Below are 18,457 nucleotides of genomic sequence, written 5' to 3'. Positions count from 1 at the left end.
CCTTAAAATGCAGTGAAAGCAAAGAAGTTAGGTGGGGGATCAACTGCCCATAAAAGTCCGATTGGTTCAACTAATAATCAGTGGGGGATGAAGAAAACCCCCACTGATTAAAGTTTCACTTTATTAAGTATGTAATGGAAAAATAGCTACGCCTAATGGTGGAGCTATTTTTTTGTTTTGAAATGAATATTCTATTCTTGTTTATGATGGATGGCAAATGTATATGATCGTTACGAATGAAAAATGAATTTCATATTATACATATAATGGAGGGGATATACGTGAAGGAGCAGTATAAAATTATTGTTTTAAGTGATGAATTATCAAAGGGGAAGATTCAAAATGCATTAGACAAAAATAAATGTAAAACAATCGTTCATCTTGTAGATGTTTCAGCCATTGTTCAAATAGAAAATTCTTTTCAATATATAGTCATTTGGAGAATGGACGCAGAAAAAATTACAAATGAATTAATAAACAGGGGCGTGCAAAGTTCAAAAATTATTAATTTAACAAAATACATGTATGAATGGAGGAATAAATTAATTTCTATCTATCAAATAAATCCGGATCTTATATCTTTATACATTTCTATGAAAAAAGCAAAGGGTGATCCGACGTATGAATTGTTTGCGACGGGCTTATCTTATCCGCATTGTGGTATAAGTACGGAGTTCCTCTCAAAAAAGTCAATAAAATTTACACTTCCATCACAAGACCTGTACTATGATTATTTAATAGCGTCACAACTTCTATCAAACGATCATTCCTTTCAATATTGTTTGATAGGAATAGCCTATTTCTCTTTTTACTTTGACATGTCGTTATCATCTGAATCATATAGAATTCACAAAGTATATTATCCATTGTTTCAAGACGGTCATCATACTGTAGTGCATTCTCCTTTACCCACTGATGGATTCTCACATCTAGATACCCCGAAACCACTTTCTTCTATTTTTAATTTGCATTTTGAATATATTTTATTAGACGAACTAAAAGATGAATCATTGATGTTGCCTTGGTTAAATGCTGAATGGAATAACACGCCTCTTCACATTCCTTTTGAAGAACACGGAAAAATAAGAGCAGCTTCACATGCTAAATTGTCATATCCTCATACTTTAGTTGAAAATAAAACGATTTTCAAAAAATATTTAGAACTATTGTTAAAACATGATATAAAACCACTAATTGTTGTATTTCCTGTTACTTCACATTATTTCAATTGTAGTAGTAAGAAATTAAAAGAAGATTTTTATAACGTTATAAAAGATTTTCAATCTCAATATTCTTTTCAAATTATAGATTTATTTGATTCGCCATTATTTTGCGATGATGATTTTTATGATAGTGATCATATGAATAAAAAAGGTGCAAATAAAATGTCCATGTTATTAAATATGTTTATTCAGGAACGAAAAGTATGATATTTCGTTTCATGTCTGCATAAAAGTATATAGGCTCCATTCGGTTACAGTAATGTGATTTTTGTGTCGCGTATATAAATAATATGCGAAGAGGTGAGAGAGTAAAATGAGAACTCGTATTGAAAGAAATGAAGAGGTGGTAGATCAACTTCCGTTGGTAAGTGTATTAATTCCTACATATAATCGTCCACGCTACTTTGAAGAGGCGTTATGTAGTGTGTTAGAACAAACGTACCCTAATATAGAGATTATAGTTGGAGATGATAGCACGAATGACGAAACAGAAAAGGTGTTACAAAAATACTTATGTGATCATTCAAATATTACTTATATAAAAAACAAGTCAACTCTCGGACAGTTTGAAAATGCGCTCATGTTATTTAATGAAGCGAACGGTGAGTATATAAACTTTTTAATGGATGATGATTTATTTCATGTGAATAAAATTGAAAGAATGATGAAGTATTTTTTCAATGATCTAGCTAATGAAATTAAGCTTGTAACATCTCATCGTCAAGTAATTGATGAAAAAGGGAAAGAACTACGACATATTTATTCAACTGTCCGTTTATTTAAAGAGGATACGATTATAGAGGGAACAGAATTAGCAAATAGGGTAATTGTCGATCAAAAAAATTATATTGGAGAACCGACAACAGTTTTATTTCGTAAAAATGATTTACAAGAACCGTATGGGATTTTTGATAAGAGGAGGTATCTTTGTAACGTAGATATAGCTTCATGGTTATCTTTATTAAGTAAAGGAAAAGCAGTATATATAGCAGAGACACTGAGTTACTTTCGATTACATCCAGATCAACAGTTAAATGAATCTAATAAAATGATGGATGGATTAGAAGATTTTTCACATAGTATTTTAGTAGCAGAAAAATATGGTTTCTTATCTAATGAAAAAGAGTTAGATAAAGCGATAACTAATTTTCTAGATTATGCAAGAAGGATAGTTCCACCATCAATATTATATACATTAGACTATTATCAAAAAATTAAAGAAAAGAAAATAAACATAGAAAAGAAAAAACAACATATAAATAATAATTCGCCTTTACCGAAAGTAAGTATACTTATTCCTGCGTATAATAGGCCGTATTACTTGGAATTGGCGCTTAACAGCGCTCTGAATCAAACATATGAAAATATTGAAATTATTATTTCTGACGACAGTACAAATAATGAAGTCAATGCTATGATTCAACCGTATTTACGTGAATATGAGTGTATTACATATGTTAAAAATGAAACTCCGTTAGTTGCTGAAAACTTTAATAAGTGTATAGAACTTGCGAACGGGGATTATATAAACTTTTTATTAGATGATGACTTATTTCATCATGAAAAGATCGAGAGAATGATGAAATACTTTTTGACGTTAGAAAATATTTCATTTGTGACGTCTTATCGTGAACTGATTGATGAGAACGGTGAGATATTACCACCTTCAACTTTGAATATGAAAATTGCGAAAGAAACTACACTTTTTGAAGGAAAAGAATTAGGGAATTACATATTGAAAAATTTAAAAAATATAGTGGGTGAGCCGACAACTGTTCTGTTTAATCGGAACTTGTTTGAAGGGAAGTTTGGGTATTTTAAAGGGAAGGCTTATTCTGCTATTAATGACATTGCAACTTGGTTAGATATGATGAGGAAAGGGAAAGTAGTTTATATAAAAGAGCCTCTTAGTTATTTTAGACAACATAGTGGACAAAATCAAAAACAAATGCATTTTATTTTAATGACAATTGAAGAGTGGATTGAATTAATTATAGATGCATATAATAGTGGGTTTTTAAGTTCTGAGAGGGATTATAAGGAGAGCCTATCTTATTGTTTAGAAAATGCGGGATTTATAGTTAAGGATGCAGTAAAAAATGGAGAACTAGATCAAATTTATAATGAAAAGATTAAAAAAGGATTAAACAAGCTAGTTGCTCATATGTTTGAGAAAGAACCTTGTTATTGTCAATATTGCAATCAACAATTTGAAAAATTTTTACCTTGGCCAGCAGATTATGATTTTCCGAAATATAAATTTGAGATGTGGAATAAAGATACAGGGATATGTCCAGTTTGTAGTTCAATGGATCGTGAAAGATTGTATCGTGCGTACATTGAAACGGAAACGGACTTGTTAAGTAGAAAATATACTATGCTTCATATTGCACCTGAAGCGAATTTAAGGGATTGGTTTAACGAGTATAAAAATATTACGTATGTATGTGGGGATATAGAACCAAAGGATCCATTAATGAAGGAAATTGATGTTACAAGTATTACATATGATAGTAATACGTTTGATGTAATTTTGTGTAGCCATGTATTAGAACACGTTCTTGACGATGATAAAGCAATGCGAGAGTTATATAGGGTTTTAAAACCAAATGGATGGGGAATTATTCAAGTACCAATCGTAATGAATGTAGATTCTATTATAGAGAATAAATTAATTGTAACACCACAATTGAGAAAATTAGCTTTTGGTCAAGAAGATCATGTGAGAATTTATAATCAATCGGGATTCATTCAACGATTAACGAATGCAGGATTTAAGGTGGAATTATATAACATAGCTGAAAGACAAGGAATGAAAAGTGCGAGGAAATTTGGATTATCTGAAACAGATATGCTCTATATTGTCCGAAAATGATAGGAAGGAATAAATAGATATGGAGAATATTCCTTTTTTACGTGCTTCAACTGTACCAGTAATTGAGTATTTAGATGAATTGAAGGAAATTGATGCATCGCACATATATACGAATTATGGACCTATAAATCAACGTTTTGAACAAACAATTATGTCGGGATTTTTTCAGAACAGGGGAGCTGTTACAACAGTAGCAAACGCAACGTTAGGGTTAATGGCGGCCATTCAACTTAAGAAAAGAAAAAAAGGAAAGTATGCCCTCATGCCTAGTTTTACATTCCCTGCAACTCCATTAGCGGCTATTTGGTGTGGGTTGGAACCTTATTTTATTGATATTTCAATAGATGATTGGTATATGGATAAAACAGTACTCTGGGATAAGATTGAAGAATTAAAAGAAGAGGTTGCGATTGTTGTCCCGTACGCAACTTTTGGCTCATGGATGAACTTAGAAGAATATGAAGAATTAGAGAAAAAAGGTGTTCCGGTTGTCGTAGATGCGGCACCGGGATTTGGATTAATGAATGGAGGGATGCATTACGGTCAAGATTTTAGTGGAATGATCATATATAGCTTTCATGCAACAAAGCCTTTCGGAATTGGTGAAGGAGGGCTCATATATAGTAAAAATGAAGAAGATATACAACGTATTAAAAGAATGGGGAATTTCGGATTTGATACAAATCGTGAATGTACGATGATGGGGTTTAATTGTAAAATGTCTGAATACGCAGCCGCGATTGGGATTGCAACTATGAAAAAATGGGATGACAAATTAAAAGAACGCACCCGTATTTCTGAATGGTATAAACAATTGTTACAAAGTAATGGGTTAATGAAAAAAGGGTGGCAACTCCAAAAGACAGAAGCAGTTATTCAGCAATTTATGCCTATTCTTTGTCCGGAAGAAGTTCGCAACAAACAAGTAATAGAAGACCTGAAAAAACAGAAAATAGAAGCTAGATTATACTTTTCGCCCTCTTGCCACCAACAAGTTCTTTTTAGAAACTATAAGTCTACAGATTTAACAAGAACGAATAAAATAGCAAAACGAATAGTAAGTTTGCCTTTATGGGAAGGAATGACGAAAGAAATAGTAGAACAAATTGTAATCTGTTTAGGACAGAAGGTGGTGTCGGCAGATGAATAGTTTTTATAGTCAAGAAGAGCTAAAGAAAATTGGATTTTTATCTGTTGGGAAAAATGTATTGATTAGTAAAAAAGCAAGTATATATAATCCAGGTGTTATATCAGTTGGTAATCATGTAAGAATTGATGATTTTTGCATTTTAAGTGGCAAAATCACAATTGGAAGTTATTCGCATATATCAGCGTATACAGCGTTATATGGAGGGGAAGTTGGAATTGAAATGCATGACTTTGCAAATATCTCAGCTAAAACAATCGTATATGCAGTACTAGATGATTTCAGTGGGAATACATTAATGGGGCCAACCGTCCCGAATCAATATAGGAATGTGAAAACAGAAAAAGTTATTTTAAAAAAACATGCGATTATTGGTGCTAATTCTATTCTTTTTCCAAATGTAACTATAGGAGAAGGCACGGCAGTAGGTGCGATGAGTATGGTGAAAAAGAGTTTAGAAGATTGGTATATTTATGCTGGAGTTCCCGTAAGAAAAATAAAACCTCGTCAAAGAAAGATGCTAGAGTTAGAAATTGATTTTTTAAAAAACATTCCTTCTTAACAAAAAGAAGGAATGTTTTTTATTTTTATGGTGCAGCAGAGTGTGTATATAAACGTATTATGTTTTAAATTTTGCTGACCAAGGCAATACTGAGCTATAGTGAATGTAAAGTTGGAGGGCGAGCGTATATGTTTGATGAGGATGGGATTGTTTTAATTATGGAACCGGCTGATGAAAGAAATTTGAGGAGATTTATTTTTTCAGTACCAAAGTCAGTGTATGAAAAGAAGGGGCTTACATTACACTATGGAACAGCTATAGGACAAGGGTATACGGATATAATTGAAGATATTATTAGCGTACATATAGAAGTAGATGTTGTAACGGTAATCGGGCATGTAAGAGGGTAAATAGCTATTTGAAAAAAAGGTTATAAGTAATGTAGCTAGAAGTTAGGATAGAGAAACTTACAGACAATTATAAAGACGAAGGGAGCCTAAAATGAAAATAAAATCAATTTTATTAGTATTTATAGTTACAATTGGTTTGATGGGATGTTCACTCGTTGAACAAGGAAAGAACTCCATAGATTATGCTCAAAAAGCGACAGATTATGTAAATGAAATAAGTGCATTTGCAAATGATGCACCAGCATTAGCTGAAAAGGCTGTTAATGATAGTGAAGCTCGAAAAGAATTAGAAGCGAAGCTTAGTGAAATTAAACAAGATATACCCGTTTTTAATGAATTAACACCGCCTGATGTAGCAAAGGATCTTCATCAGCAAATCGTCGGATATAACGAAAAGTTAAATACGTTAATTGATACGGCGATGACAAAGATAGAAGAAGGGAAAGTGAATGTAGAAGAGTTTAAAAACTCTGAGCTTATGCAGACGGTAGATCAAGTTCGAGATTTGAAAGATAAGGTGCAAAATTTAGGTCAATAGTAAAAGGCTCCGTTTATCACAAACGGAGCCTTTTACTATTGGATACAATAAACGATTACACCAACGATAATAATCATGTTGCCGATGAGTTTACGTTTCGTTATTTTTTCTCCTAGGAAATACCAACCGAAAATTAATATGATGATATAACTTAAGGATTCTAATGCTGATGCTTGTTTTAATGCCATTCCCTTCATGGCGATAACATTTAATCCAGCGTTAATTACAAATAAAGAGTAGCCAATAATAACATAAGGATTCACATATTCTTTTATTCTAGAATCGTATTGTTGCAAAGTAGCTTTTTTTAATAATATTTGTGAGTAATTAGCTAAAATTATCCCGAAAATAAATAATAACATATAACTATTCATCTTTTGTCACCACCACAATTCCGACGATAATAATAGCTGCACCAAGTAAATGATTCCACTTAATCGTATCTCCAAATAGAAATACTGACCAAAGCATTGACCATAGTATAATAATCCCGCGATGTGAATATGCTTTTGATATTTCGAAATGTTTAATTACTTGTTGCCATAAAATTGCATATCCAAATAAAAGTATAACTAGTCCGAAATAAGCAATAAAAAATGAGATGGAAGCAATGGGAAATTTAGCCGCCCATTTCATGTAAACCATAATGATAGAATATATCAAAAAAGCTACATGTAAAAATAAGTAATTTTTAATAGTTGGTTTCATTTATTCACTCTCTTTTGCATATAAATATATATTTATACCTAATTTTTCTAATGATAGATATTGGAACGTATTTAGTTTAATCTTTCACATTCCAAATTATATAGTAACATGGCTTTTATTGTAAAACAATAAAAGCCATGTATTCATTTTTTCTAAGATTCTATAATATGTATCGTTTTATTTGTTGCATCTGAATACCCAATCATTATTTTAGGGTTATTTAGAAAAGCATCATAATCAATATAAGGTAATAAGGAATTTGAATTCATGCCACCAATTGTTGACATGATACAAGAAACATTAGGATTTCTTATTAAAGCATTTAGTTCCTCAGCACGCTCTTGTATACTACCCGAACGATAATAATCATATCGACCTGTTAGTGAACCTTCTAATATATGAAATCCTTTCTGTTGTAAGTAAGATTTCGCTCGTTCAAATCTTTTAGGAGAAGTGTAGGTTACTGGAGAAGAAGGTGAGTAAATCCCAATTGTGTTTCCGTATTTTAATGATTTTGGAAGTGGCATTTGTATGAATCCTTTCTATTAATAGTTTTATTCATAAGGATTTATCATTGAATATTCTTATATTTCGGTATTGTTATTGTAACATACATGCATTGAAATAATAATTACTGTAGATGAATAAATATGCTTTTTACCTTGACGATATAAAGGGAAAGTTGTTATGGTTAAATGTGAGTGTATAAAAGGTTTGTTAAAGGAGTTTTGAAATGAAGCGGTTAAAATGGGGAAGGCTGACAGTCCTATTAGTCATTGTTTTAGGGATATGTTGGTTCTTATTCCAAGGAACTCAAAAGAGTGCAACAAGTATAGAGGGACAACCTTTACAAGTGGCAGAACTACCTAAAACAGGATTAGTTGAAAAAGTAGTCCCACCAAAGTACATACCACCGGAAATTGATGCAAAAGCAGCTATGATTATTGATGCGAGTAATGGAGATATTATTTATCAACATAATGAAAATGAGGCTTTTGCGCCAGCTAGTATGTCTAAGATGATGACAGCATATCTTCTATTAGAAAATGTACATAATGGGAAAGTTCGCTGGGAAGATCCGGTGAAAATGAGTGCGAAAGCGGCACAAACAGAGGGAGCGAGAATCCCAGTACAAGTTAATGACACATTAACTGTTAAAGATTTATATCATGCATTAATGATTGAGTCAGCTAATAATTCAGCTGTGGCTTTAGCAGAACATATGGCAAAATCGGAGAAAGATTTCGTTCAGCTTATGAATGCAAAAGCGAAACAGTTAAAAATGTCGGAACATGCTAAATTTGCAAATGCTTCTGGATTACAAGAGCCCGATGGAAGTGAAACAAAAATGACGGCTGGTGATGTAGCAAACTTGGCGTATCATCTTATAAAAGATTACCCAGAAATATTAGAAGTGACTCACTTACGTCAAAGTCAGTTAGCATTTAATAATATTAATGTTATAAGTACAAATGATATGTTAAACAAAAATAATAAAGCTTTATATATAGAAGGAATAGACGGATTAAAAACAGGATTTACAGATAGCGCAGGGTATTGTTTTACGGGTACAGCAAAACAAGGTGATACTCGTATTATTACAGTTGTTATGGGAACAAAAGGTAAAACAAAGCGTTTTACAGAGACGAATAAGCTAATGTCTTATGCATTTGGCTTAGTTAATTAAGTGAAATACTGAGTTGGATCATCATATAAGAAAGGCAATTTGTTGTTACGTATTATCGGTAACAACAAATTGCCTTTTATTTTTTAGCACTAATAAAGTAAAAAGGTAAAAAATGTGAGTGTTATTATTTGAGTTTATTATTGTTTGTTTATATTATAAAGTTAGAAACTTATTAATGATAAGTTTTGAGGGGCATATGATGTGTACATAGGAAAAAGCCTCAAATGAAAATTGGAGGGAATTATGATGGCAAAAGATTTTTACTCAGCAATTGAAGACAGAAGATCTATTTACGCAATTAGTAAAGAACAAGTAGTTTCTGATGAAAAAATTCAAGAAGTAATTTATCATGCTGTAAAACATACACCTTCAGCTTTTAACTCTCAGAGTGCTCGCGTTGTCGTCTTGCTTGGAGAACAACACGATAAGTTATGGGATATTACGAAAGAAACGTTACGAAAAATTGTACCTGAAAATAACTTCGCTTCTACGGAAGAAAAAATGAATGCATTTAAAAGTGGTTATGGAACAGTTCTATACTTCGAAGATAGTGAAGTGGTGGAAGAACTGCAAGAAAAATTTGCATTATACAAAGAGAACTTTCCAATTTGGTCTCAGCAATCCTCAGGAATGTTACAATTTGCAATTTGGACAGCTTTGGAAATTGAAGGGTTTGGTGCTACATTGCAACATTACAATCCATTAATTGATGAAGAAGTGAGAAAAGAATGGGGGGTTCCAGAAAATTGGAAGCTTATTGCGCAAATGCCGTTTGGTAAACCAGTTGTACCTGCAGGTGAAAAAGAATACCAGCCTTTAGAAAAACGTGTGAAAATTTATAAATAATGTAGGAACGAGCGGGGGAATTGTTTATCCCCCACTAATTATTATTTGAACCAATCGGGGTTTTGCTACTTATAAAAAGGTGAACAGGGATACAACCTGTTCACCTTTTTATAAGTAGTAAGGATTTTTTTGATAGGAATTTTTCATCTGATCTTTTAATTCGTTTTTACGTGTTTCAACAGTTGATATTTTTTGTAAGGTAATAATTGAAACGAATTGAAAAAAAGCATAGTACAGTTCTATATTTTTATTGATAGGATTATCTATTATATTTTTCATAAATATACCTCCTTTTTGATTTCACTATTTGCAGGCAATAAGGCTTCCATCTCAAAATTCAATGTTAAGTGGAGAATACCGACCTGTAAAAGTTCGATTGGTTTCCGGGTAGGGTGGATAATATTTGTATGGATTAAGGTACCACTGTATATATAATAATATAAATATCCTGAAAATTCCATATGTAGTGAAAAATAGTTAGTGGAATGTACATTTTCGTCAAATTAGAACAGAATTTTTGAAGTTAAATCTTACAAATCGTCAAATCTTTTAAAAGCGATAGATAGTATCAAAAATAGTTTTCTAAAAATATTATACTATTGATAAAAAAAGTGTTTTTTGTCATGATAAGAGTATCCTTCATAGGAAGAACTATACTAGGAAATACATTCTTTGCATTGTGTTAGATGAATAGAATTTTTTTAAGTGGATAGAAAATATATACTAAGATAATGAATGGTATGTCGAATTTTCAATAAAATACATAAGAAATATAAAAAAAGCATTGCAAAAAGAGTAAGTTTAATGGTAAAGTTCACATGAAGTTCACACGGATTTCACTTCGCTCGTTTAAAATGAACTCTGTGTGAAAAATAAAACTCTTGTTAAAAAATGGAACTTAATGAATATTTTACTTTGATAATATTGTAAAGTATTAAGTTTATAAGTTTTTTTTAAGAGGATAGTAGGGAAAGGAAGTAAAGACAACTTATGAAAAAAGTAATTGCAGGTTTAGCAGCAGCTTCAGTAGCAGGTGTTGCAGTTCCAGGTATGGATTCTGCTCATGCACAAGTTTCAAACGAAGCGCTAAAAGAAATTAATGGACAAACTCAAACACAAACGACTGTAACTGAAACAAAAACTGTAGAAACAAAATCTGACTTAAAATACACAGTAACTGCTGATGTATTAAATGTTCGTTCAGGTGCTGGTACAGGACATAGCGTTATTTCTAAAGTAAAACAAGGTCAAGTACTACAAGTAATTGGACAAGAAAACGGTTGGTTCAAAGTAACTGTAAACGGTCAAACTGGTTATGTAAGTGGTGACTTCGTAACGACTGGTGGTAAAACAGGAACTACTGTTCAACAAGGAACTGGTACTTACACAGTAAACGTTTCTTCACTTAACGTACGTACAGGCCCAAGTACATCTCATACAGTATTAGGCTCTGTAAATAAAGGTAAAACAGTACAAGTTGTTGGTGAAGTACAAGATTGGTTTAAAATCAATTTCAATGGTGGAACTGGATACGTAAGCAAAGACTTCGTCACAAAAGGTGGTTCTGCTGTATCTAACCAAACACAACAACCAACTACAAACAACAATACTACTACAGTTCAAACTGGTGGTTCTTATGTTGTTAACACTGGTGCTTTAAAAGTACGTACAGGCCCAGCTACATACAACGCTGTAATCGGTGGTGTAACAAACGGTACAGTATTAAACGTTACTGGCGCTGAAAATGGTTGGTACAAAATTAACCATAACGGCCGCACAGGTTACGTAAGTGCAGACTTCGTTAAGTTTGTAAAAGGCGGAGTAAACAACGTTACAAATAACAATAACGTTACAAATAACGTTCAACAACCAGGTAAAGACGTACAAAAGCCAACAACTGGTGGAGATACATCTTCAATCGCTGGATTCGCTAGATCATTAAATGGTTCACCATACAGAACAGCTGGTACAACACCTGCTGGTTTTGATTGCAGTGGATTCATTCACTACGTATTAAATCAAACTGGTCATAAAGGCGCTCGTCAAACAGTTGCTGGATACTGGAGCTCTAAAACAAAAACTAGCAATCCACAACCAGGTGATTTAGTATACTTCCAAAACACTTATAAATCAGGTCCTTCTCACATGGGTGTTTACTTAGGAAACGGTCAGTTCATTAGTGCAGAAACTGATGCAACTGGTGTACGTATTAGTTCTGTAAGTAACTCTTACTGGAGCAAGCACCTATTAGGTTACACAAAAGCATACTAAGAAAAAGTAGATTATATACTTTTCGTATAGAGAAAAGGCTTTCCAGGGAAACTTGGGAAGCCTTTTTATAGTTTAATAAATTGGAAGGTAATAGTTTTTACTGTAACTTCCCGTTTAAAAATCGAGCGTATAGATCATGAAAGTAGTTGGGGCGGAATAAGTTTGCTGCATGTCCTGCTAACGGTATTTCTTTATATAAAACGTTAGGAAGAATGGACTTTAAATCAAAAAGACAAGATTTATAGAGATGATCATGTTCGCCCATTACCCATAGAATAGGGTGGGGAAGTGATTTTAATTTAGATTTTAAATCGAATTCTAACCGGTGACGTAATGATTGAGCAATAATTGATGAATGTAATTGCAATCCGAACCGATAATAAATATTTCTTGAAATGACTGCGAACGGATTTGCCTTTAGTATGCCACTTGGAAAAATGGTATTTGCGTATTGAGAGAGCCATTTAGAGTAATCGTCTCCTCGCTTCTCCCAAAACTTTTGAAATACGTTATATAAAAGGGAAGGGTTATTATAATGTCCACCAATATGACAAATGCTCAAAACTTTTTCTGGATGCATTTGTGCAAAAATGGTAGAGATATAACAGCCGTAGCTTAAAGCGCAAATATGAGCTTTTTGAATGCCTTCTTTTTCGTATAAATTCAATAATTGATCAACGAGACGCTGTAATGAAAATTCGATAGCTTCTCCTTTATCATCGCCGTGACCTAATAAGTCATAAGTAATAATGTTGTAAGAGGCGGAAAACCGTTTATGCTCTTTTTTGAAAGCACGACGATTGCCGACTAAACCATGAATAAAAATAATTGTTTCCTTTTTAGAATGTATATTTGTTTGCAAAAAGGATACTCCTTTCAATAACTGGAGATTTATATAGTATTGTAAATTAGTTATCTATCATTCACATAGAACAATATTAAGTACCAGGTAATAATATCAGATGTTTATATCTGTTGTAAAGATGAGTTTTTATGTATATTTTGTAAAAACAGAAAAAGTGTGTTTACATTCAGTTTACATTTGTATTGTATTCTATTTTTAGAAAGAACAGTTTTGTTTAACACGAGGAGATGACAGAAATGGAAGTTAGAAATGAAATAAAGAAAAAAGGGAGTTGGAGGCAGTTTTTACGCCTTATTCAAGATACAAATCCTTCGAAAGGGATTCTTGTTTTTGCGTTATTCATGAGTTTGCTTTCTACGGGAGCGAGTTTATTTATTCCGATGTTAACAAAAGGATTAGTAGATAATTTTTCACTTTCGTCAATTAGTACAGGACAAATTGTTGGGCTAGTTGCATTCTTTATTATGCAAACTATAGCTGCAGGATTATCTATATATTTACTAAATTATATCGGGCAGAAGATTGTAGCCGGACTGAGAGAACGTTTGTGGAAAAAGGTACTTATATTGCCAGTATCTTATTATGATCAAAATAGAACAGGCGATACAATTAGCCGAATGACAAATGATACAGGTGTTGTGAAGACATTAATTTCTGAGCATTTGTCAAATTTATTAACAGGCGGTATTTCAATTGTCGGATCATTAATCGTATTATTTGTTTTAGATTGGAAAATGACACTTTTACTTTTAACGGTTATTCCATTATCAGTACTGATCTTAGTTCCACTAGGACGAAAAATGTATAAGATTTCAAAAGCGCTTCAAGATGAAACAGCTTCTTTTACAAGTGTGCTAACGCAAGTATTATCAGAAATTCGTTTAGTGAAATCTTCGAACACAGAAAAAAGAGAATATGAAACTGGAAATAAAGGTATCGAGAAGTTATTGCAATTTGGTTTGAAAGAGGGAAAAGTGCAAGCGTTAATTTCACCAGTTATGTCGTTTGTTTTAATGGCATTACTTGTTATTATCGTAGGATATGGCGGGATGCGAGTTTCTAGCGGTGCATTAACAACTGGGGAACTAGTAGCGTTTATTTTATATTTAGTTCAAATTATAATGCCGATGAGTCAATTATCTATGTTCTTTACACAATTCCAAAAGGCAATTGGTGCAACGGAAAGAATTAATACTATTTTAGAATATGAAGTAGAAGACCATGAAACTGGTGTGAAAGTCACAAATGCTAAGCAACCAATTGTTCTTGAAAATGTATATTTCGAGTATAACGAAGAAGAGCAAGTGTTAAAGAATATTGATTTCACAATTAAATCAGGAAAAGTAACAGCGATCGTAGGGCCAAGTGGTAGCGGGAAAACGACATTATTTTCACTATTAGAACGTTTTTATGAGCCAACTAGCGGTGCTATTAAATTAGGGAAAGATGCAATTACGAACTATTCATTACAATCATGGCGACGTCAAATTGGTTACGTTTCACAAGATAGTCCGTTAATTGATGGAACGATTCGGGATAACATTTGTTACGGCGTTGAGGGAGAAGTGACAGATGAAGAAATTGAAAAAGTAGCGGCGATGGCATACGTTGATGCATTTATTCATGATTTGCCAAATGGATATGCAACAGAAGTTGGAGAACGTGGTGTGAAACTTTCTGGAGGACAAAGACAGCGAATTGCCATTGCCCGAGCGTTACTTCGAAATCCACAAATTCTTATGTTAGATGAAGCAACTTCTAGTTTAGATAGTAAATCAGAGTCTGTCGTTCAAAAGGCATTAAATAACTTAATGAAAGGCAGAACAACGTTAGTTATTGCACATAGACTTTCTACTGTAGTAGATGCAGATAAAATTATTTTTATAGAAAAAGGGAATCTTACAGGAAGCGGTACACATGATGAATTGTTACGCACACATGACATGTATCGTGAATTTGCAACGCAACAATTGAAAATTAAAGAGGGCGTATTATAAAATGAATCATCAGTGGGGCTTATACTCCGCTGATGATTCATTTTTACAAGTTATATAAAAGATGCTACGTAGAAAGGAGAGGTTTTCTTTGCTACCAAAAATTTTAATAGTAGATGACGATCCACATATTAGAGAACTTGTTTCTGTATTTTTAGAGCGGGAAGGATTTCAAACATATGAAGCAATTGATGGTCTAGATGCACTTCAAAAAATAGATGAAGTGAAAGTTGATATGGTTATTCTTGATATCATGATGCCGAATATGGATGGATTTGATGTATGTTTTGAATTAAGAAAATACTATGATATCCCTATTTTGATGCTAACTGCTAAAGGAGAAACATCTCAAAAAGTAAAAGGGTTTCATCTTGGTACGGATGATTATCTTGTAAAACCATTTGATCCGATAGAACTAGTAGTGAGGGTAAAGGCGTTATTGAAACGTTATCAAATTACTGTGTCGCAATCAATTCAAGTTGGAAATGTACTGTTAAACCGTAAAACATTTGAAGTTATAACCGGAGAACAAACGGTTACGTTACCACTAAAAGAATTCGAATTGCTCTTTACTTTAGGTTCTAAAGCGGGAAGGACTTGTTCGAGAGAGCAATTAATTGAAGATGTATGGGGATATGATTTTGAAGGGAATGAGCGTACACTAGACGTTCATATAAATCGGTTACGTGAGAAGTTCCAAGAAGAGAAGTCGAAATTTAGTATTAAAACGATAAGAGGCTTAGGATATCGCTTAGAGGTAAGTAAATGAGAAGAAGAGAGCGAATGAATAAGGTGAAGATATTGAAAATAATTGGAGCGGTACTAGCTCTCTTTTCTTTTCTCACAATAATTTGGTCTATAGCCTTTTATGTATCATCAAGTGTAATAAATGCTCTTGAAATACAAGTATCACCTTTTGTTACTTTTTTAATTAGTGATATGGTCGGCTTTGTATTTATTGTTCTTATTTGGGTGTTGATTGGGGTATTAATGAGACCGAAGCGAGAGGCGATGATTTGGACTATTATTGAACCGATACAAAAAATTGCAAAAGGGGACTTCTCCGTAAAAATACGAAATGAAGAGAAATATGATGGAGAAATTGGTGTGCTCGTAAAAAGTATAAATGATATGACAGATGAACTAAATGCGATGGAGAAAATGCGCCAGGAATTTGTATCGAATGTTTCTCATGAAATACAGTCACCATTAACTTCTATAAAAGGATTTGCTAGAGCGCTACAAGATAACAATCTTTCCGAGGAAAAGAGAGAGCATTACCTTACCATTATTGAAACGGAAACGACGAGATTATCTAAACTAAGTCAAAATTTACTGAAGCTTACCCTTTTAGAGTCGGAAGAATATACACCAGAAAGAGCGACTTATCGATTAGATCAACAGTTAAAGCAAATTGTGTTAAATAGTGAACCGCTCTGGGCTGAAAAAGAAATTGAATTGGAACTTAATTTAGAGAAAGTGCACATTACTGCTGACCAAGAAAGTATGAGTCAAGTTTGGATAAATTTAATTCATAATAGTATTAAATTTACGCCAAATGGTGGCACGATTACAATTCAGTTAAAAGAATATGAGAAAGTAGTGGAAGTACGTATTCGCGATTCAGGAATTGGTATATCAAAAGAACAGAAGCAACATATTTTTGAGCGCTTTTATAAAGCGGATTCTTCACGAAATCGTGCTTATGGAGGAAGTGGCTTAGGTTTGGCTATCGTAAAAAAAGTACTTGACCTTCATCAAGGAGAAATAAAAGTCGAGAGTGAGGAAGGGAAGGGTACGGAATTTATTGTGTGTATTCCTAAGTATAAAGAGAAATAGTGTTAGGGGCATATCTTCTAACACTATTTTTCTTTATACGTACATTTACCATTGCTGCAGCTATACTGATAAGCTTTTCCTTCACTATTCATACGGTATGAGTAATCAGATTCTTTATCTTTTTTAAAGTCAACGTATGCTTCTGCACCGTTTTTATCATCATCAATATCAACGAATTGAACATGGCGTATAGAATAATCTTTCTTTTTACTTAAACCTCTTTCTTGCAAGTTTTTATGAATACCGTCTACTAACTCGTCAAACAATGACCAGTTTAAATTAAGATTTTCAAATGACTCAGTATGTCTTCCTAAAATGCCGTTGTCTTGTATTATTTTATTATTATCGTATGTATAAGAGTATGTAAAATAAGGTTCGTCTTTATATACGACTTCCGCATAATAGCCGATATTATAAAGAGGAGTATATTTTCCGGTTATGCTTTGTATTTCTTTTTGCTTATATCCTTTTATAGTATGGAGATATTCGTTAGTATCTTTTTTTATTACTTTATAATGTAGTGGATTACCAAATATAAAGTACATAGCCAAAAATATGATGCATAGTCCGACTGCAGTTAGTGGCAAGAACCATTTTTTTCTTGTCATACACATATACTCTCCTATGTAGAATTTATTTTTATTTTACATGAATTATGGCAAATCCATAAGAATTATAAATAAAAAATTTCTATAGTTACCTACAAGTAACCTACGCACATGAAAGTGCATCATTGCCTTTTTACATAAACATAGATACAATTTTCATATAGTACATAACTGAGATGATTAAGGAGTGTTATACTTGGCAGAATTATTACAAGGCAAAAATGCTTTAATTACAGGAGCAGGTAGAGGGATTGGTCGCGCTGTAGCGATCGCATTAGCGAAAGAAGGCGTAAATGTCGGTCTTTTAGCTCGTTCAGAAGAAAACTTAAAAGCTGTAGCGAAAGAAGTAGAAGCAGAAGGCGTAAAAGCTGTTATTGCGACTGCTGATGTTTCTTCATATGAAGAGGTAACTACTGCAATTGAAACGTTAAAAAACGGTTTAGGATCTATCGATATTTTAATTAATAACGCTGGTATTTCTAAATTCGGTAAGTTTTTAGAATTAGACGTTGCTGATTGGGAAAAAATCATTCAAGTAAACTTAATGGGTGTATACTATGCAACTCGCGCAGCTTTACCAAGCATGATTGAACAACAATCTGGTGATATTATTAATATTTCATCTACAGCAGGACAAAAAGGTGCACCTGTAACAAGTGCATATAGTGCTTCTAAATTTGGTGTTCTTGGCTTAACAGAATCGTTAGCGATGGAAGTTCGCAAACATAACATTCGTGTAACAGCTTTAACTCCAAGTACAGTAGCAACAGACATGGCTGTTGATTTAGGATTAACTGACGGAAATCCGGATAAAGTAATGCAAGCAGAAGATATTGCAGAGTTTATCGTAGCGCAGCTGAAATTAAATAAACGTACATTTATTAAATCAGCAGGACTTTGGTCTACTAATCCGTAAGGGATACATGTATAAACAAAAGAAGGGA

The 18,457-nt window shown here is 32.9% G+C and carries 18 protein-coding genes and 1 pseudogene; 13 read left to right on the top strand and 6 right to left on the bottom strand.

Annotation, left to right across the window (positions count from 1 at the left end):
* Positions 1-281: 281 nt before the first annotated feature.
* The 6 genes from LMD38_RS16880 (at position 282) to LMD38_RS16855 (ending at position 6,695) form a co-directional block, all read left to right on the top strand.
* On the top strand, positions 282-1,430 hold the full coding sequence (locus LMD38_RS16880; RefSeq protein ID WP_062821937.1) for a hypothetical protein: 1,149 nt from the start codon (positions 282-284) through the stop codon (positions 1,428-1,430).
* Positions 1,431-1,536: 106 nt separating this feature from the next.
* Positions 1,537-4,098: a glycosyltransferase gene (locus tag LMD38_RS16875; RefSeq protein WP_062821936.1), complete on the top strand. Its 2,562-nt coding sequence runs from the start codon at positions 1,537-1,539 to the stop codon at positions 4,096-4,098.
* Between the two features lie 19 nt (positions 4,099-4,117).
* Positions 4,118-5,248: an aminotransferase class I/II-fold pyridoxal phosphate-dependent enzyme gene (locus LMD38_RS16870; protein ID WP_000427944.1), complete on the top strand. Its 1,131-nt coding sequence runs from the start codon at positions 4,118-4,120 to the stop codon at positions 5,246-5,248.
* On the top strand, positions 5,241-5,807 hold the full coding sequence (locus tag LMD38_RS16865) for an acyltransferase (RefSeq protein ID WP_062821935.1): 567 nt from the start codon (positions 5,241-5,243) through the stop codon (positions 5,805-5,807). The genes LMD38_RS16870 and LMD38_RS16865 overlap by 8 nt, the downstream gene beginning before the upstream one ends.
* Before the next feature lie 128 nt (positions 5,808-5,935).
* A complete protein-coding gene (locus LMD38_RS16860) occupies positions 5,936-6,157 on the top strand; it encodes a hypothetical protein (protein ID WP_000459104.1) in 222 nt (73 codons plus the stop codon).
* A gap of 91 nt (positions 6,158-6,248) precedes the next feature.
* Positions 6,249-6,695 carry a DUF6376 family protein gene (locus LMD38_RS16855; RefSeq protein ID WP_000695208.1) on the top strand — a complete coding sequence of 149 codons (447 nt, stop codon included), beginning with the start codon at positions 6,249-6,251 and terminating at the stop codon, positions 6,693-6,695.
* A gap of 35 nt (positions 6,696-6,730) precedes the next feature.
* Here the strand turns inward: LMD38_RS16855 and LMD38_RS16850 are convergent, their stop codons facing one another.
* The 3 genes and pseudogenes from LMD38_RS16850 to LMD38_RS16840 all read right to left on the bottom strand — a co-directional run.
* Positions 6,731-7,069, bottom strand: a complete 339-nt coding sequence (locus LMD38_RS16850; protein WP_001089868.1) for an EamA family transporter — start codon at positions 7,067-7,069, stop codon at positions 6,731-6,733.
* On the bottom strand, positions 7,062-7,403 hold the full coding sequence (locus tag LMD38_RS16845; protein ID WP_062821934.1) for an EamA family transporter: 342 nt from the start codon (positions 7,401-7,403) through the stop codon (positions 7,062-7,064). The genes LMD38_RS16850 and LMD38_RS16845 overlap by 8 nt, the downstream gene beginning before the upstream one ends.
* A 182-nt stretch (positions 7,404-7,585) precedes the next feature.
* Positions 7,586-7,930 (bottom strand): annotated as a pseudogene (locus LMD38_RS16840) (LD-carboxypeptidase); the annotation flags it as partial.
* A 206-nt stretch (positions 7,931-8,136) separates the two neighbouring features.
* Here LMD38_RS16840 and LMD38_RS16835 point away from each other — a divergent pair.
* Positions 8,137-9,090 carry a D-alanyl-D-alanine carboxypeptidase family protein gene (locus tag LMD38_RS16835; protein WP_000825886.1) on the top strand — a complete coding sequence of 318 codons (954 nt, stop codon included), beginning with the start codon at positions 8,137-8,139 and terminating at the stop codon, positions 9,088-9,090.
* Between the two features lie 243 nt (positions 9,091-9,333).
* Positions 9,334-9,936 carry a nitroreductase family protein gene (locus tag LMD38_RS16830; RefSeq protein WP_201027230.1) on the top strand — a complete coding sequence of 201 codons (603 nt, stop codon included), beginning with the start codon at positions 9,334-9,336 and terminating at the stop codon, positions 9,934-9,936.
* Positions 9,937-10,044: 108 nt separating this feature from the next.
* Here the strand turns inward: LMD38_RS16830 and LMD38_RS16825 are convergent, their stop codons facing one another.
* Positions 10,045-10,215, bottom strand: a complete 171-nt coding sequence (locus tag LMD38_RS16825; protein WP_061182306.1) for a hypothetical protein — start codon at positions 10,213-10,215, stop codon at positions 10,045-10,047.
* Between the two features lie 711 nt (positions 10,216-10,926).
* Between LMD38_RS16825 and entFM the strand changes: the two genes are divergently transcribed.
* Positions 10,927-12,207 (top strand): enterotoxin EntFM, encoded by a 1,281-nt coding sequence (gene entFM / locus LMD38_RS16820; protein ID WP_000755519.1) that lies wholly within the window; start codon positions 10,927-10,929, stop codon positions 12,205-12,207.
* Between the two features lie 97 nt (positions 12,208-12,304).
* On the opposite strand, the gene LMD38_RS16815 is transcribed toward entFM, so the two are convergent.
* Positions 12,305-13,069: an alpha/beta fold hydrolase gene (locus LMD38_RS16815; RefSeq protein WP_001194311.1), complete on the bottom strand. Its 765-nt coding sequence runs from the start codon at positions 13,067-13,069 to the stop codon at positions 12,305-12,307.
* A 239-nt stretch (positions 13,070-13,308) separates the two neighbouring features.
* Here LMD38_RS16815 and LMD38_RS16810 point away from each other — a divergent pair, with 239 nt between their 5' ends.
* From LMD38_RS16810 to hitS, 3 genes are all read left to right on the top strand, one after another.
* Positions 13,309-15,069: an ABC transporter ATP-binding protein gene (locus LMD38_RS16810; protein WP_061182715.1), complete on the top strand. Its 1,761-nt coding sequence runs from the start codon at positions 13,309-13,311 to the stop codon at positions 15,067-15,069.
* A gap of 88 nt (positions 15,070-15,157) precedes the next feature.
* Positions 15,158-15,835 carry an envelope stress response regulator transcription factor HitR gene (gene hitR, locus LMD38_RS16805; RefSeq protein WP_061182716.1) on the top strand — a complete coding sequence of 226 codons (678 nt, stop codon included), beginning with the start codon at positions 15,158-15,160 and terminating at the stop codon, positions 15,833-15,835.
* A complete protein-coding gene (gene hitS, locus LMD38_RS16800) occupies positions 15,832-16,905 on the top strand; it encodes an envelope stress sensor histidine kinase HitS (RefSeq protein WP_001254314.1) in 1,074 nt (357 codons plus the stop codon). The genes hitR and hitS overlap by 4 nt, the downstream gene beginning before the upstream one ends.
* Before the next feature lie 23 nt (positions 16,906-16,928).
* Here the strand turns inward: hitS and LMD38_RS16795 are convergent, their stop codons facing one another.
* Complete coding sequence (locus LMD38_RS16795) at positions 16,929-17,513, bottom strand: DUF3139 domain-containing protein (RefSeq protein WP_061182718.1); 585 nt, start codon at positions 17,511-17,513, stop codon at positions 16,929-16,931.
* Between the two features lie 196 nt (positions 17,514-17,709).
* On the opposite strand from LMD38_RS16795, the gene LMD38_RS16790 reads away from it, so the two are divergent.
* Positions 17,710-18,429 carry a 3-ketoacyl-ACP reductase gene (locus tag LMD38_RS16790; RefSeq protein WP_000818985.1) on the top strand — a complete coding sequence of 240 codons (720 nt, stop codon included), beginning with the start codon at positions 17,710-17,712 and terminating at the stop codon, positions 18,427-18,429.
* Positions 18,430-18,457 lie beyond the last annotated feature (28 nt).

Source organism: Bacillus pacificus (assembly GCF_020861345.1).
In the GTDB taxonomy this organism is placed as follows: domain Bacteria; phylum Bacillota; class Bacilli; order Bacillales; family Bacillaceae_G; genus Bacillus_A; species Bacillus_A pacificus.
The sequence above is the reverse complement of the archived record's forward strand: the minus strand, read 5'-3'. Positions and strand labels throughout refer to the sequence as shown.